Source organism: Lentzea sp. NPDC060358 (genome assembly GCF_042725365.1).
Lineage (GTDB): Bacteria > Actinomycetota > Actinomycetes > Mycobacteriales > Pseudonocardiaceae > Lentzea.
The window spans coordinates 17,453-30,704 of record NZ_JBHXCW010000006.1 but is presented as its reverse complement, the minus strand read 5'-3'; the positions used below and the strand labels follow the sequence as shown (position 1 = coordinate 30,704).

The 13,252-nt window shown below is 62.2% G+C and carries 13 protein-coding genes; 5 read left to right on the top strand and 8 right to left on the bottom strand.

Annotation, left to right across the window (positions count from 1 at the left end; translation table 11 throughout):
* Positions 1 to 16: 16 nt before the first annotated feature.
* Positions 17 to 553, bottom strand: coding sequence for an HhH-GPD-type base excision DNA repair protein (locus ACFWGZ_RS02510; RefSeq protein WP_382449673.1), 537 nt, complete (start codon positions 551 to 553; stop codon positions 17 to 19).
* 53 nt (positions 554 to 606) lie between these two features.
* Between ACFWGZ_RS02510 and ACFWGZ_RS02505 the strand changes: the two genes are divergently transcribed.
* Both ACFWGZ_RS02505 and ACFWGZ_RS02500 read left to right on the top strand, forming a co-directional pair.
* The gene (locus tag ACFWGZ_RS02505) at positions 607 to 1,581 is read left to right on the top strand and encodes a TIR domain-containing protein (RefSeq protein ID WP_382449672.1); all 975 of its coding nucleotides are present in this window, start codon (positions 607 to 609) and stop codon (positions 1,579 to 1,581) included.
* Positions 1,578 to 2,366: a hypothetical protein gene (locus ACFWGZ_RS02500; RefSeq protein ID WP_382449671.1), complete on the top strand. Its 789-nt coding sequence runs from the start codon at positions 1,578 to 1,580 to the stop codon at positions 2,364 to 2,366. The genes ACFWGZ_RS02505 and ACFWGZ_RS02500 overlap by 4 nt, the downstream gene beginning before the upstream one ends.
* A gap of 68 nt (positions 2,367 to 2,434) precedes the next feature.
* On the opposite strand, the gene ACFWGZ_RS02495 is transcribed toward ACFWGZ_RS02500, so the two are convergent.
* The 3 genes from ACFWGZ_RS02495 to ACFWGZ_RS02485 all read right to left on the bottom strand — a co-directional run bounded on the left by ACFWGZ_RS02495 (position 2,435) and on the right by ACFWGZ_RS02485 (position 4,286).
* A complete protein-coding gene (locus ACFWGZ_RS02495; RefSeq protein WP_382449670.1) occupies positions 2,435 to 2,557 on the bottom strand; it encodes a hypothetical protein in 123 nt (40 codons plus the stop codon).
* Positions 2,558 to 2,745: 188 nt separating this feature from the next.
* A complete protein-coding gene (locus tag ACFWGZ_RS02490; protein ID WP_382449669.1) occupies positions 2,746 to 4,131 on the bottom strand; it encodes a replication initiator in 1,386 nt (461 codons plus the stop codon).
* Positions 4,131 to 4,286, bottom strand: a complete 156-nt coding sequence (locus tag ACFWGZ_RS02485; RefSeq protein WP_167972756.1) for a hypothetical protein — start codon at positions 4,284 to 4,286, stop codon at positions 4,131 to 4,133. Before ACFWGZ_RS02485 ends, ACFWGZ_RS02490 begins: the two co-directional genes overlap by 1 nt.
* Before the next feature lie 1,265 nt (positions 4,287 to 5,551).
* Between ACFWGZ_RS02485 and ACFWGZ_RS02480 the strand changes: the two genes are divergently transcribed.
* Positions 5,552 to 6,754 (top strand): XRE family transcriptional regulator, encoded by a 1,203-nt coding sequence (locus ACFWGZ_RS02480; RefSeq protein ID WP_382449668.1) that lies wholly within the window; start codon positions 5,552 to 5,554, stop codon positions 6,752 to 6,754.
* Here ACFWGZ_RS02480 and ACFWGZ_RS02475 read toward each other — a convergent pair.
* From ACFWGZ_RS02475 to ACFWGZ_RS02465, 3 genes are all read right to left on the bottom strand, one after another.
* Positions 6,728 to 7,225 carry an NUDIX hydrolase gene (locus tag ACFWGZ_RS02475; RefSeq protein ID WP_382449667.1) on the bottom strand — a complete coding sequence of 166 codons (498 nt, stop codon included), beginning with the start codon at positions 7,223 to 7,225 and terminating at the stop codon, positions 6,728 to 6,730. The genes ACFWGZ_RS02480 and ACFWGZ_RS02475 overlap by 27 nt on opposite strands.
* A 107-nt stretch (positions 7,226 to 7,332) precedes the next feature.
* Entirely contained in the window at positions 7,333 to 8,091 is a 759-nt protein-coding gene (locus ACFWGZ_RS02470) for a toll/interleukin-1 receptor domain-containing protein (protein ID WP_382449666.1), read from the bottom strand.
* A 148-nt stretch (positions 8,092 to 8,239) separates the two neighbouring features.
* Positions 8,240 to 9,847: a recombinase family protein gene (locus ACFWGZ_RS02465; RefSeq protein ID WP_382449665.1), complete on the bottom strand. Its 1,608-nt coding sequence runs from the start codon at positions 9,845 to 9,847 to the stop codon at positions 8,240 to 8,242.
* Between the two features lie 317 nt (positions 9,848 to 10,164).
* Here ACFWGZ_RS02465 and ACFWGZ_RS02460 point away from each other — a divergent pair, with 317 nt between their 5' ends.
* Positions 10,165 to 11,289: a DUF262 domain-containing protein gene (locus tag ACFWGZ_RS02460; protein WP_382449664.1), complete on the top strand. Its 1,125-nt coding sequence runs from the start codon at positions 10,165 to 10,167 to the stop codon at positions 11,287 to 11,289.
* Between the two features lie 5 nt (positions 11,290 to 11,294).
* Positions 11,295 to 12,041: an MAE_28990/MAE_18760 family HEPN-like nuclease gene (locus tag ACFWGZ_RS02455; protein WP_382449663.1), complete on the top strand. Its 747-nt coding sequence runs from the start codon at positions 11,295 to 11,297 to the stop codon at positions 12,039 to 12,041.
* An 89-nt stretch (positions 12,042 to 12,130) separates the two neighbouring features.
* Here the strand turns inward: ACFWGZ_RS02455 and ACFWGZ_RS02450 are convergent, their stop codons facing one another.
* Positions 12,131 to 13,237 (bottom strand): DnaJ domain-containing protein, encoded by a 1,107-nt coding sequence (locus tag ACFWGZ_RS02450; RefSeq protein ID WP_382449662.1) that lies wholly within the window; start codon positions 13,235 to 13,237, stop codon positions 12,131 to 12,133.
* Between the last annotated feature and the right edge of the window lie 15 nt (positions 13,238 to 13,252).

Sequence of the window (13,252 nt, the reverse complement as noted above, 5' to 3'; positions counted from 1 at the left end):
CGCAGATCGCCTTGCGTCAGCTCTTCTTCGCAGCGGCCTTGGCGGCTTTCTTGAAGTCGCGAACCTCCAGCAACGACTTAGCGTCCGTCACATCGGCGACGCTGCGCCGCGCCCCGTCCTCGCCGTAGTGCCCGGCGGCCTCCCGCCACCCGTCCGGCGTGACCCCGAACTGCTTGCCCAGCAGAGCCAGGAAGATCCTGGCCTTCTGGTCCCCGAACCCGGGCAGGGCCTTGAGCCGCTTGAGCACCGTCGGGCCGTCACCCCCGGCCCAGATCCCGGTGACGTCGCCGTCGTAGTGCTCGACGACGAACTGCGCGAGCGCCTGCACCCGCTTGGCCATCGAGCCGGGGAAGCGGTGCACGGCGGGCGGCGTGGCCATGGTCGTGGCGAAGGCCTCGGGGTCGGCTTCGGCGATGCGGTGGACGTCGAGGCCGTTCATGCGGTCGGCGAGGACCTTGGGGCCGGAGAAGGCCTTCTCCATGGGGATCTGCTGGTCGCAACACAATGACGAGTGTCTGTTTAAGTCGCAAAGGGCCGATATTGATTCGGCCAAGTCTTCGCATCGGTTACTGTATCTGGCCCTGTGTTCAAGATGGGAGGACTGACATGGAATATTTTCATGCTCGGCTCTCGACGGTCGGTGCAAGGCATGACGAGGTAAAACTTGACATGTCCTTGCCTGAGCTCGAAGAGAAGATTCTTGCACCATATCGTGAGGGTCGTATCATTACAATGAATGGGCGCTCAATCGACCCGATGGAGATCGAGCGCCTGCGCATTTCGATGAGTGATGTCCCCTCGCGCGTCCTGATTCAAGAGATCGAGCACGGCAGGCGGAACTCATCTGTTGCGGTCATCGGAGGCCCAAGTATGGGTTGGCGCGCAGCGAACCGCGCCGATGATGTTACGGACGAGTATGTGATAGGCCCTCCGGGCGGACTTCCAAGTTCTGGCGACGCGAAGCTTAATTCGGGAGAAAGGGATAAGTTGGAAGTGAACGCATCGGGACGCAGGGGGAACAGTATTTTCCTGGTTCATGGTCGAGATCTAGCGATTGTTGTCGCTATGAAGCAGTTTCTTCGTTCTTTGGGGATTAACGTGGTGGAGTGGAATCACGCTGTTGCGCAGACGGGCACTCCGAATCCTTATGTGGGCGATGTTGTCATGCAGGGTCTGAAGATGTCGGACGCTGCGGTGATCTTGTTTACGCCAGACGAACTCGTGCGCCTTCGTGACGACCTCGTTTCCGACTCTGACGGTGTTCACGAGAGAGAACTGCAGGGGCAAGCTCGTCCGAATGTGTATTACGAAGCGGGAATCGCAGATGCTATCGATAGGCAGCGGACCATCCTGGTCGACGTCGGTCCTGTAAAGCCTTTTAGTGACGCGTCGGGTCGACTCGTGGTTCGGTTTGATGGTTCAGCAAGTAAGCGCAACAACTTGGCCGAGCGCCTGCGGCTCGCAGGATTGGAGGTTAATACCAGTGGCGATGACTGGTTGTCGGATGGAGATTTTGAGTCTGCCATCAAGGCGAGCGTAGCGGTATTGGATAACGCGCTCAAGAGAGGAAAGGGTAAATGAGCGGATCTCTCTTTAGGGATTTTTTGTACTATGATGACCGGACTATTGATAGCTATCTCTCGGCTGTTGAGGGTGGCCTCTATGACACGGAGGACCACAGGACGAGGGTGAACAGCGCGGGAGTTACTCCTGACGGTATCGAAGTGTCGCCAGATCTGCTCTCGTCGTCGGATAGCCGAGTTAAAACGCTGCACCAAACTCCTGCGGCGAGATTTAGTCGCCTGGTGGAATATATTGAATCTGGGGGAGGTCTGAAGATCGTCCGGCCTGGGGGTCTAGCTGTCTCAGAGTTCGCTGACGATGATGAGTCGTTTTTTCAGATCAAAGGAGTCGTTGAGGTCTCGCCGGTGGTGAGCGCCGTGATGAATGCCGCGAAGTTTCAGGCTGTTGGTAACGTGATGCGAACCTTTAGTCGGCTCGGCTTGGGTGAGGTGCAAAACGACGATTTCATTGATAAGTTGGGTGCTTTGAATGAAGCGCGCGAAGCGCTTGGAGATAAAGTCTCCGTAGTTATGAATATTGGTGATGAAAACGCCAAATTTGTTCTGCCATTGCGGACGGAGCTTGCTCAAGGGCGATTCAACGAGCTGGAAGGTAGGGTGACAGTTCTTGGCAGGGTTGCTGATGTGGTCCCAAAAACGGGTCGATACACGCTGATCGATGTTCCGGGACGACCTGTGCTCTCTCGCCAGCAGCGCCGCCAGGCTGAAAAGGCTGGTAATGAGGATAAAGGGATCGTTCGAGGGCCCTTGGTGGTGCTGCACGTGCTCGCAGTTTATCGATAGAGTCTGTTTTATGGGTTTATTTAGGCGACTGGCTGATCATTCAAGGACGCGTCCTGTATCTATTGAAGTCAGGCGAACGTATGGTTGAACACTCCCGGAATTGCCAGCGTTGGCACGACGTCGCGAAGCGATGACGTGGCGTCGATCGCCGTGCCCAGCTCGATAAAGTTAGCCATGTCGGCGATCGTCACGGCCTAAAATCAGGCCAATGTCACCTTCCGTTTATGCGCTGCCGCCAGGAGGTGCCCTCCCTGTCCGCGCCCCGTCCCGAGCACGGCCGGAGGCCGCGCGCAGCGGGCGGGGATGTGGACAGAAGAGGAGGGCGCCTGCGCTGGCGAAGCCAGCGCCTTGAACAGGGAGAAGAAACTTTGAACCACCGTCACGCAGCCGAGTCCGTGTCGGCCAGCCGCGCGACAGGCTTGTACCGATGCTGCTCACGGATCAGCTCCGCCCAAGACTCCTCGCCCGAGTTGGTATAGCCAACACCGGCAACGGCCCAGTCGCCAACACGAACGGTCTGCTGATCAGCCGGAAGCGGATCGAGTCCAGCAAGCTCACGAGCGAGATCAGCACGGAACCTCGACCGATCGCTGCGCATGGTCCCGAGCGTCGTGGAGTACCGACGGCTCTTGGTCGAGAAGTGCCCGCCGTACCCGAGCATGTGCGCCCACTCCCGCAGCTTCAGGTACGCGTGGTCCTCGTGGCCGCCCAACTCCCAGCAGGTCTCGATCATCCGGCGTGCATGGCCCGACAGACCGCGAACGCGATGCAGGTGACCAACGCTCCTGATCTGCCGATCAACGGTCCCCGCGGCTTCGGCCCCCTTGGTGGCGTACTTCGCGATGTACCGCGCCACCTTGGCATCCGTCCAGCCGTCTCCGTCGTGCTGGATAGGCCTGATGTCGAGCTGCTTGCCCCATCGGATCGTCTGAGAGAACCCCGGCACGCCAACGCGCGCCGCGCGGGCAGCACCGTTGATCGCATCGCACAGCATCCCCGCATCCACACCGAACGGCGGTGGCTCGCCCGGACCGGACGGCCCGTCGAGCCGAATCACGGCGTGGAAGTGGACCAGGCCGCGTACCTGGTATTCGGCGACCTTCGCGTACTCGACCCGCAAGACCTTGGAGAGCTTCGAGCGCGAGACTCCAAGCGCCTCGGCCAGGTGCCGGCGGAGGTACACGGCGAACGTGTGCCACAGCTCGCCAGCACGGTTGTTCCACAGCACCGCTCCCACATAGTCGTAGCTGGCCGGATCAATGGCCTGCCCGAGTGCCGAGTCGTCTTCATCGTGCTTGGCGCTGCATGAGGATCCTTCACGGCGCGGATGACACGGAGAAACGACACCGGCCGCGTCCATGACCCGAGCATGCACCGGCCCGAACGACGGCGCGGTGAACGTGGCGAACACCCGAGGGTGCGACGCAACGGAGGTCGGAACGTCGCGACCTCCGACAAGCCCTGACCTGATCAGGTGGAACGTGTCATCGGCGTAGACCTGCGAACATGCCTCGCACCGGCTCGCGCGTCGGTTGCCGCAGGCGGTCAGCAGGTACTCGTTCGGCTCGTCCCACGTCGAGTAGGTACTGAGCACTTCGCCGGTTGCGGTGTCGACCGTGGCAGACGAGCCGACCAGACGGATCGGTGCAGAGCAGCCACGCGTGCTGGCGACCATCTCTTTCCAGCGGTGGAAGTCCTGCTTGTTGGCGGCACCCTTCGCCAACGACACGAACTCGGGTGGCAGGTCGATCTCGTGGCCGCTCATCACGCGGCCTCCTGCTGGTGCTGGGCGGCTCGTTCGTCGGCGAGTCGAACGCCGAAGATCGCGTTGACGCGCTGCCAGCGTTCTTCGCTCCAGGCGGGCACGGCTGCGGCTTGCTGCTCGGCCCACTCCCACATCTCGTCGGGCGATGGCCCCACAAGAAACACTCCCCTTCACGGTCGTGGAGCCACGACGCGTCAACACAGGCAGCGCGGGGATCTACCCCTACTTGTGTTTGTGAAAGGGAGTGTTTGTGTGGTGGTTGCGGTCTTCTGTGGCACCCCAGAGGGCGTGGCCCTCGTGCTGCTCTCGTCAGGGGATGATGTGCCACTCCGCAGGCCGTAGCCTCAAGTTTTGTTTGTGTGTATAGGTTTCTGGTGCTTGTGTTGAGTTGTCGCACGTGTTCGCGAACTGCGTCGCGGCTCCGCTGCGGTTGATCAGACGGCCGTCAGGCGGCGGCCGGTGTTCGGTCAGTCGTCATGCTCGTCGGCGAGACGGCGTTGGATCGCTGCGACCGAATTGGCGAGCTCGGCCGCGACTCGGCGGGCCTGTTGGCGGGCTCCTCGGTGTCGCCACGCCGCTGCGAGACCGCAGGCAATCGCGTACAGAGCGACGCAAGCCCACACGACGCACACGACGACGACTTGGATTGCTTCAGCGAGAGGGCTTGGCGCTGCGCTGACCTGTTGGCTCGCGAACACGCCACCCGAACCAGCAGCAAGACCACCGAGCAGCAGCAGAGCGCCACCAGTTCCGATGTCCATCGGCTCACTCGGCACGTCCGACAGCGGCACTCCAGCGAGCCATCTCGCCTTCGCTCACAGGCGCAAACGTCTCGGGCTTCGCGTTGCTGGCCTCCTGGTGCAATTCCTCGCACCTGGCTGCGAACTCGGTGGCCGCCTTTGCGAGACCCCACGCGAACTGGGCAGCGAGCTTAGGACCGTCCGGCCCGTCTGGCGTCTGCACAGCAAGTTGCGAATCGCCAATTGCGGCGATGAGCGACGGCGAACCAGGCATGTGCTCGACCAGCGCTGAGAATGCTCCCTCCTCCGGTCGAGCTAGTACGTAGAACCCCATCTCGTGCCTCCTGTCGAGTCGTCCTGACACGACGATCGGCGAGTTGCGGCGATGAACCCACCACGCGAAAGACTGAGATATCCAATCCGCTCATATCCGCACGTCAGCGCGTGCTTGTGTGATTACACTCGGGCTTGGTCGCAGGTCAGGGATGGTGATGAGCGGACGGGGCACGCCTCGGCAATGCCGGGGATGCGGGACGCGGTTGGCGAGTGACAACCGCGCGCATTTCTGTGCGCCCTGCGTGCGTCGCGACGTTCAGGCTTCTCGCGCGCCTGCGAAGCCAGCCGAGTTCTGGGACCGTCCGCGTCTCAGCGCTGCCCTGCGGTCAAGGCACTTCGGCCACGTGATCGAGGCTTACCGGAAAGAACACGATCCGGCTCTCACCCAGGCCAAGATCGGACGCTGGTTCGGGCTGACGCAGGGGCAGATCAGCCGCCTGGAACGCACCGCCGAGTCGCTCCAAGATCTGGGTAAGCTTGAACAGTGGGCGTGGGCTCTGCGGATTCCAGAGGAACTGTTGTGGTTCCGGTTCGCTGAGGACGACGTGCCGCTCGCTCTGGCCATGCCGTATGAGTCCGGCTTCGGCTGGTTCAGTGCTCCGTCACCGGAGATCGTTGAGCGGATCGTCGGCACGGCTGATGTTGAGACTCTGCGGGCGATGACCCGAACGTTCAGGCAGCTGGACAACCGCTTCGGTGGTGGGCATGCCCGCGCGACGGTTAGCCACTACCTCGTGGGCGAAGCCGTACCGCTGCTGCGGGCTGGCCGGTTCAAGGACGGCGTGCGGCGGGAGCTGTTCGGAGCGGTCGCGGAACTCAACCAGCTCGCTGGATGGATGGCGTACGACGTTGGCGACGCCAGCGCTGGACGCAAGCACCTGCGGCAGGCCCTCCAGCTTTGCCAGGACGTCGGCGACGACGCGCTTGCCGCCGAGATGCTGGCTGGCATGAGCCATCACGCGGCGTTCGTGCGGTCGCCTCTCGTGGCTGTCGACCTGGCGCGAGCTGCGCGTGACAATGCCGGCCGAACCGGCATCTCCGCGCTTATGGCTGAGTCCGCGGTGATGGAAGCTCACGGGCTCGCGCTGCGCCGTGATGCCAAGGGATGCCTTGCGGCACTTGGGGATGCGGAGACTTCGTTCTCGTCGGTAGGTTCCGATGTGCCCGAGTGGTTGCGGTACTTCGATGCCGCGTACATGGCGGCGAAGTTCGCGCACTGCTTCCGGGATCTTGGGCGGCCTGAGGAAGCGGAGCGGTTCGCGCGGCGGTCGCTAGAGATGACCGAAGGGTACGACCGAGGGCGGCTGTTCAACACGGCCTTGCTTGCATCGATCCTGGCTGATCAGCGGCGCGTTGAGGAAGCCTGCGCAGCGGGCACGAGCGCTCTGCGCATGGCGGGGAACATGCACTCCGTCCGGACTGTGGCGTACCTGGAGGACGTGGCCCGGCGTCTCCAGCCGTTCCGCGCTGAGCTTGCGGTGCAGGCGCTTTACGCGGAGATGGCTGCCGTTGGCATCGGGCTACCCGAACGCCAGAACGTGCAGTAGGCCAACCTGTGCGGCTGCTCCGATGATCTCGCCCTTTGCGATCATGTCCTTGATCGAGGACAGCGGGATCCAGGCCACGCGCTCCGCCTCGTTGATGTCGGCCTCTTGGCCGGTGTCCTCCGCGCCTTCGGCGACGTAGATCAGGTTCTCGAAGTCGGCCGTACCAGTGAGGGGCTGGAACGTTGTCAGAAGGCGGACGCTGCGGGGCTTCCAGCCGGTCTCCTCGATCGCTTCGCGCTCCGCGCAGGCAGCGGGATCTTCGTTTGGGTCGAGGTAGCCGCCGGGAAGCTCCCAGGTCCAGCGGTCCATGATCCACCGGTGCCTGTAGATCATGAGCACATTCTCGCGCGCATCGTCGAGCACCAAGGCCATGACCGCCTTGGGCATGCGCAACACCCACTGCTCAAAGTGGACACCGTCTGGCAGTTCAACGTGCGCGATGCTCACATGAAGTTTGCGGGTGTCGTCCACGAGACGTTCTTCGTGGATCGTCCAACGGGTGTCTGCGCTGTCAGGTCCAGGAAGCACAATTCTGAGCCTACAGCATAGCTAGGGGCACCGTTTGTCTATGATGTCTGTCAGGCGACGTCCTCATCGGGCAAAATTGCCGAGGCAATTTTCACTGCGATGTCACGGACGGAATCGTTTTCCGTCGTGAAACCTGCAAGGTCCGGCAGGATTCCGCTGTATTCGGCAACATCCTTAAAGGTGACGTTGTGCAGTACTGGGATGAGAGTGTTCTTGTGTAGCAAGGCGCCCAGCTCGCGCTGGGTCCAGAACCTGCCGGTGAGGTAAGCAGGTGTCAATAGAGCAATGCCTGACTTGGCCCTCCGCAATCCTTGATCCATCTGGAGTGCCAGGCTCTTGCCTGGGATGATTGCAACTTCGTCGAACCAGACGGATACGCCGAACTCTGCGAGGTTTTCGCGGAGTTCCGTAGCTACCTCGGCGCCATCAATCCGCGCGTAGCTGAGAAATGCGTCGTATTCTCGGTTGTCCAGTCCTGCGACTGCTTCGTGAACTCGATCGACAAGCTGTCGTTCATGGACGGTGTAGCGCACCGTAGGCCGAGTGCTCCTTGCCTGCAGGCTTCGGTTGATGTCGGCTACCACCTTCTTGTTGTGCTGTTCGGCGGCGCGGTTGTGTGATGCAACCTTGCGGTTGTAGTCGGCTACCGCCCTCTGGTTTTGCTGGTCGATCCTCCGGGCTTCCTGTGCGACAGCTTGCTTGATCTTGTTTTCTGCACGGCTGACCTCGCGCTTGAAGTCTTGTTCAGCCTTGCGTTGCGCTGCGCGAACCTGCGCCTGGAACGCGCTCGCGTTGAACTTCTTGACCACTCTGGCTCCTGGGGTGTTGCTGCCTGCGTGTACCTGTCAGTCAGTCTAGATCGCGGCACTGACAATTTTTCGCAGGCATGGAAGCGGCGGTTGGAGGCGCTAGAAGAATTGGTTCGACCAATAAGGTTAGGTAGCTTCACTAAGCTCTTTAGGATCGCCAAACGAGTTCAATCCGCTCCGGGTGGAATCCTCGGCGTCCGTTCGCTGGAGAGATCAGGATGGCTGCCAACGCTTCTTCGATGTATGCGCGCTTCTGTGCCAAGGGGTAGTCGGGCCAGTCGGCGCGAATCGTCGCCAGGCTCGTACCCGCCGTAGCCGTCCTCGCTAGCCAGCGTTCGCGGTCGGCAAGTAGCTCGCGCTCCTGCTGTTCAAGCTCGGGCAGCATGGCGAAGTAGCGGTTAGCTGAGATCTGCCGCTCCTTGCGGGCCGCGCTCAGCTCTCGCAAGTCCTCGCGAACCTCGGCAAGCTCGGCTTCCTGTGCCCACGGCTCCGGCGTGCTCTGAGCTTCGCGGCGCTCGGCTTCCAGCTCATACTTGCGGATCACGGCGGCCGTCACCCACGCGTCGGTTTCCTGGCCGGGGATGCTGACGCCTCCGCCGCAGCCGCCCTTGTTCCTGGCCTCGCAGGTGTAATAGAAGCGATTGGGGTCCTTGACTCTCGACGCGTGAGCCTTCAACGCACGGAGCTTGCCGCCACAGTCGTCCTTGCCGCAGCGAAGCGTGCCGGTGAGCAGGTACGTGCGGGTGTTCTTGCCGCGTCCGGCGATCGCGTGGTTGCCGATCACGGCTGTGACCGCGTCCCACTCGTCGACAGTCAGGATCGGCTCGAACTGGCCGATGACGGGTTCTCCGGCGTCGTCGCGAACGATCTCGACGCGGAACGACTCCTTGCCGGTCTGCTGGTTGATCTCGCGCACGTTCCGCGATCGGAACCCGCAGACACGCGGGTTACGGAAGACCGTCTTGACCGTCTGGTTCGTCCACGCGTTGCCCAGCGGTGTGGTGACGCCCCGGTCGTTCCAGTCGTTGACGATGGCCGACATGGGAGCTCCGCGGAGGATCCGTTGTGCGGACTCGCGGATCAGCTCGGCCTCGGCCAGGTTCAGCGTCCGCTTGTCCTCGTTCCACCCGAACGGGCGTCGGCCTCCGGTCGGGATGCCGGCCAGTTCCAACGCCCGGTGCTTGCGGCGCACACGACGGGCGGTGTCGGCGGACTGCTTGTTGTTGGTAGCAACGACGATGCGCGCCACGGTCCGGCCGTTGTCCGTCAGCAGGTCGAGCGTGCCCGTTATGTCCATGATCGGACGTCGGAAGTGCTCCACGACCTCGATGGCGTCTTCGAGGTGCCGGTTGTCACGGGTGAGCCGGTCGATGTCGTAGACCACCAGGCCGTCCAGCCGCTCACCGTCCGGCGTGATGCCGCGCTTCAGGTCGTTCAACGCGCCCTCGAAGATCGGGCGCACGACGCGGTAGGTGTATGAGCCGTCCGGGAGCTGCACGCGCTTGCGCTTCCAGGCGGAGGTGTCCGGCTCGATGTACGTGTGGACGTACTGGCCCTTGCGGGACTCGACGTACGTGCGGCAGTCCTTCTCCTGCTCCTCGCGGCCCTTGATGTCCTTGCCGGACAACGGGAAGCTGCGCACGTTCGCCTGCGGGTCGTCGTGGTTCAGCTCGAACGACAGGCGGACGAGACCGGCCAGGTTCAGGCCTTCGAAGTTGCCCCAGTGCGCGCGTTGGACGCGGTCGGATGGATCCATACGCTAGTCATACATCAGACAGTGTGCTGGTCCAGCAACATTCCCAGGAGGAGCGCGAACCGGTCTTCCGCCAGGAGGGCGTCGGCGTCCGGGTTCTGCGCTAGGCACACCGTGCGGGTCATGGCGGCAATGATCCCACGACTGCCTGGTCTCGGCTGCTCAGCAGTAACAACCAGTCGACGTGGCGCGATGTGCATTCCTTGAAGGTGAACTCTTGCGATTCGTGTTTCTGCGGCCATCTGGGTGAAGTTGTGGCAGCCGAGACGGGGGCTCCGCTAAATTCCGGCTCCAGTTGACTGCGATTGTGGGGAGGGGACATGTCGCAGGTGGACATGTTCGATGTGGATCCGGACGACGAAGTCGAGGATGTCACGGAAGAGCAGTCGGAGCCTCTTGTGATTACTCAGGAGGAGAGGCGCCTGGTCACTCAGCCGTACGATCTGTCGCTTGCCACGTTGGTCGATGACATCGAACGCAAACGACTGATGCTCAACATCGAGTACCAGCGGAAGTACGTCTGGGACAGGGCCAAAGCGAGTCGTCTCATTGAAAGTTTTCTGTTGAACATCCCTGTTCCGGTGTGCTATTTCGCGGAGAACGAGGACGGCACCTACGAGGTGATCGATGGATTGCAGCGAATCACGACGATCCGGGATTTCTTGGAAAATCAGTTCCCGCTGCGCGGTGTCTCCATCCTGCGTGAACTCGAGAATTTGACGTTCGCAGAGATGTCCACCAGGGATCAGCGGCGGCTTCAGAACCGCACAGTCAGGTGCATTGTCATCACCGAGGACTCGCATCCGGACATCAAGTTCGACGTGTTCGAGCGGCTCAACACCGGATCGGCCAGACTTGTTCACCAAGAGCTTCGGAACTGCATCTACCGCGGGGAGCTGAACAAGTATCTCAAGGAGCTTTCTGGCAGGGAATTTTTCTATGGAATCCTCGGTGGTCTTCGCAACCATCGCATGGACTATGAAGAACTGGCTCTGCGATTCTTTGCTCTGTATGAGGACTTTGCGGCCTATCGACCTCCGTTGAGGCAGTTGTTGAACACCTACATGCGGGTGCATCGCAAGGAAGTGCCTGACGTGGCTGCGGCAGAGGTGTTCGAAGACACCTGCAGAACGGTGGCGCATGTCTTCGGAAAGGAAGCTTTCCGGCTCCGTTCGAAGGGGGGCGGCTCATTGGGTGCTTTCAACAAGGCGCTGTTCGATGCCATCATGTTGCCGCTGGCTTTCGCGGATCGCGCAAAGGTGATGAAGAACGGGCCCGCTGTCCGCGAGCTGCGAGAAGGTTTGCTGCAGGATGAGGAGTTCAGCACGGCGATCGGGCGCGCCACGGCTGACCGCTCTCGTATGAGGCTGCGGACGCACGCTTTTGCGGAAGGTCTTATGAAGATCGGGATCAAATGCGATCTTCCTCAGATCAAGTTGAAGTGATGGGGATGCGTGCTGCCGTCGGTACTGAAGCCATCGGTGACTTCATCGAGAGTGTGCAGGAGGTCGAACTCCTGCTGCGTGCAGATGAAGCGCCTGAGAACGCTCTGCCGTCACCTGGTGAACGGCGGAATCGCCGTGACTTGAAAAACGCTTTGTGTAGAGCCGGTCTACTGATGCTGGTTGCGCACTTCGAGGGTTATGTCAAGGCGGCTCTTGCGGAGTTCCTGGACGAGGTCAACGGTGCCAAGCCTCCTTCGCGCCGTATCCCGGACTCGTTGCTGGAGTTGTTCACCAGGGATCGAATTCAGGAGATCCTTCGCCTGGATGACGGAACGCAGCGGATTCACAAGACTCGCAAGCTGTTCAACGTGTACTCCGTCTTGTGGGACGACGACCGTGCGGTGAATCCTTCGCTGCTTTCTTCCAGGGTGTTGGCCAGGCAGTTCACGAACGCCAAAGCGGAATCGCTGGAGCATGTCCTCGGGTTGATCGGTGTCGAGGACGCGCTGCAGCGTGTGGAGGTCGCGGTGCGAAAGCGCTTGGACGACAACTCGCCGGAGGCGACGCGAGTCAATCTGAGTGCGAAGCTGAAGGAGATCGTTGAGAAGAGGAACAGGATCGCTCATGGAGATCTGACCGAGAAGCCGACGGTGCCTGAAGTGCGCGCGTATCTGACGTTCTTGCTCTGCGTGGCGAGATCGCTCGACGAATTGTTCGTCGAGCGAATTGGTTACTGCTGCTCGCTGCGCTGATGCAGGGACGACCAGTCTGGCTGTGGATCAACGAGGGATCCAGCAAATTTGATCTTTGGTGATCATCGTTGTGGCCGGACCGTGTAGTGCTATGCGCCGGCCACCCGGACCTCCGACACCACCTGGCGCACGAGCACGCGCAGCGCCTCGCGGTCCACCGTCGACGGGTCGTCCGCCAGCCACTCGCCGATCTCCCGCACGAACTGCTCCGGCGTCATCGGCGGCACGTCGAAGTCGAGGTCGTCGTCGCACGTGACCTCGCCGGAGCGGGACGGGTAGATGATCAGGGCGCCGCGGATCTCCAGCCACGGGAGCAGTTCCGCGAAGCGGTCGATGCCGTCGAGCAGTTGGGTGCCGCCGCCCCGGAACGGGTGGCCGTTGCGCCAGAGTTCGCCGTCCTCGTCGCAGTAGTAGTGGCCCGGGAGCCACGACTTCGACTCGATCAGGACCAGGCGGCGGCCGCACAGGAGGGCGTGGTCCACGTCGGTGAAGACCGAGCCCGGCCAGGCGAGGCCGTGGAAGATGCGCACTCCCGGTAGCTGCGTGAGGTACTCGGTGAGGAGGCCGGCGGTCAGCCTTTCGCGTCTGTTTTCACCCGGACGGCCGAAGATTGTGTTCCCGTCGTACTCGCCGGCGAACGCCCGTTCGGCTCTCGCGAGGGCGGTGTAGCGGCGGACCAGTCGGAACGCTCCGTAACCGGCGCCCGCCACCAGGGGGAGCCAGACGGCCAGCAGGAGCGGGGACAGGGGCATGGCCAACGGGAGCAACAGGACGAACCACCCGCCGATCGCGGCGGCCGCGGGGGCGTGGCCCAGGCCCGTGGCGGGGACGTAGCGCACTCGGGCGCCCAGGTCGATGCGGTTCCACCAGTCCATCGAACCCAGGTCGACCCTGGGGCGCGGTGCCGTGTAGTTCGGGTCGTCGCCGAAGTCGCGCAGGCGGCCCGTGTGGCCTGTTCTGCGAGGTCGAGGCCTTGCCGGCGGGCGGACCGCGGTGGGTGCCGGGCGGTCGTAGTCGGCTCGGCGGACCGGGTCCTTCAGCGTCTCGTAGGCCTCCTGGAGCAGGCGGAAGCCGCCGGACGTGCCACCCGCGTCGGGGTGCATGACCTTGGCGAGAGAGCGGTAGGCCGACTTGATCTCCGCGGCGCTGGCGCCCCGGCTGACACCGAGCAACTCGTAGTAGTCGATCCCTGGCACGACACCGTCCAGTCC

Excerpts from the sequence above, each read along its gene's own strand:
- ACFWGZ_RS02505 (WP_382449672.1), top strand. The coding sequence starts at position 607 with ATGGAATATTTTCATGCTCGGCTCTCGACGGTCGGTGCAAGGCATGAC.
- ACFWGZ_RS02500 (WP_382449671.1), top strand. The coding sequence starts at position 1,578 with ATGAGCGGATCTCTCTTTAGGGATTTTTTGTACTATGATGACCGGACT.
- ACFWGZ_RS02490 (WP_382449669.1), bottom strand. The coding sequence starts at position 4,131 with ATGAGCGGCCACGAGATCGACCTGCCACCCGAGTTCGTGTCGTTGGCG.
- ACFWGZ_RS02465 (WP_382449665.1), bottom strand. The coding sequence starts at position 9,847 with ATGGATCCATCCGACCGCGTCCAACGCGCGCACTGGGGCAACTTCGAA.
- ACFWGZ_RS02460 (WP_382449664.1), top strand. The coding sequence starts at position 10,165 with ATGTCGCAGGTGGACATGTTCGATGTGGATCCGGACGACGAAGTCGAG.
- ACFWGZ_RS02455 (WP_382449663.1), top strand. The coding sequence starts at position 11,295 with ATGCGTGCTGCCGTCGGTACTGAAGCCATCGGTGACTTCATCGAGAGT.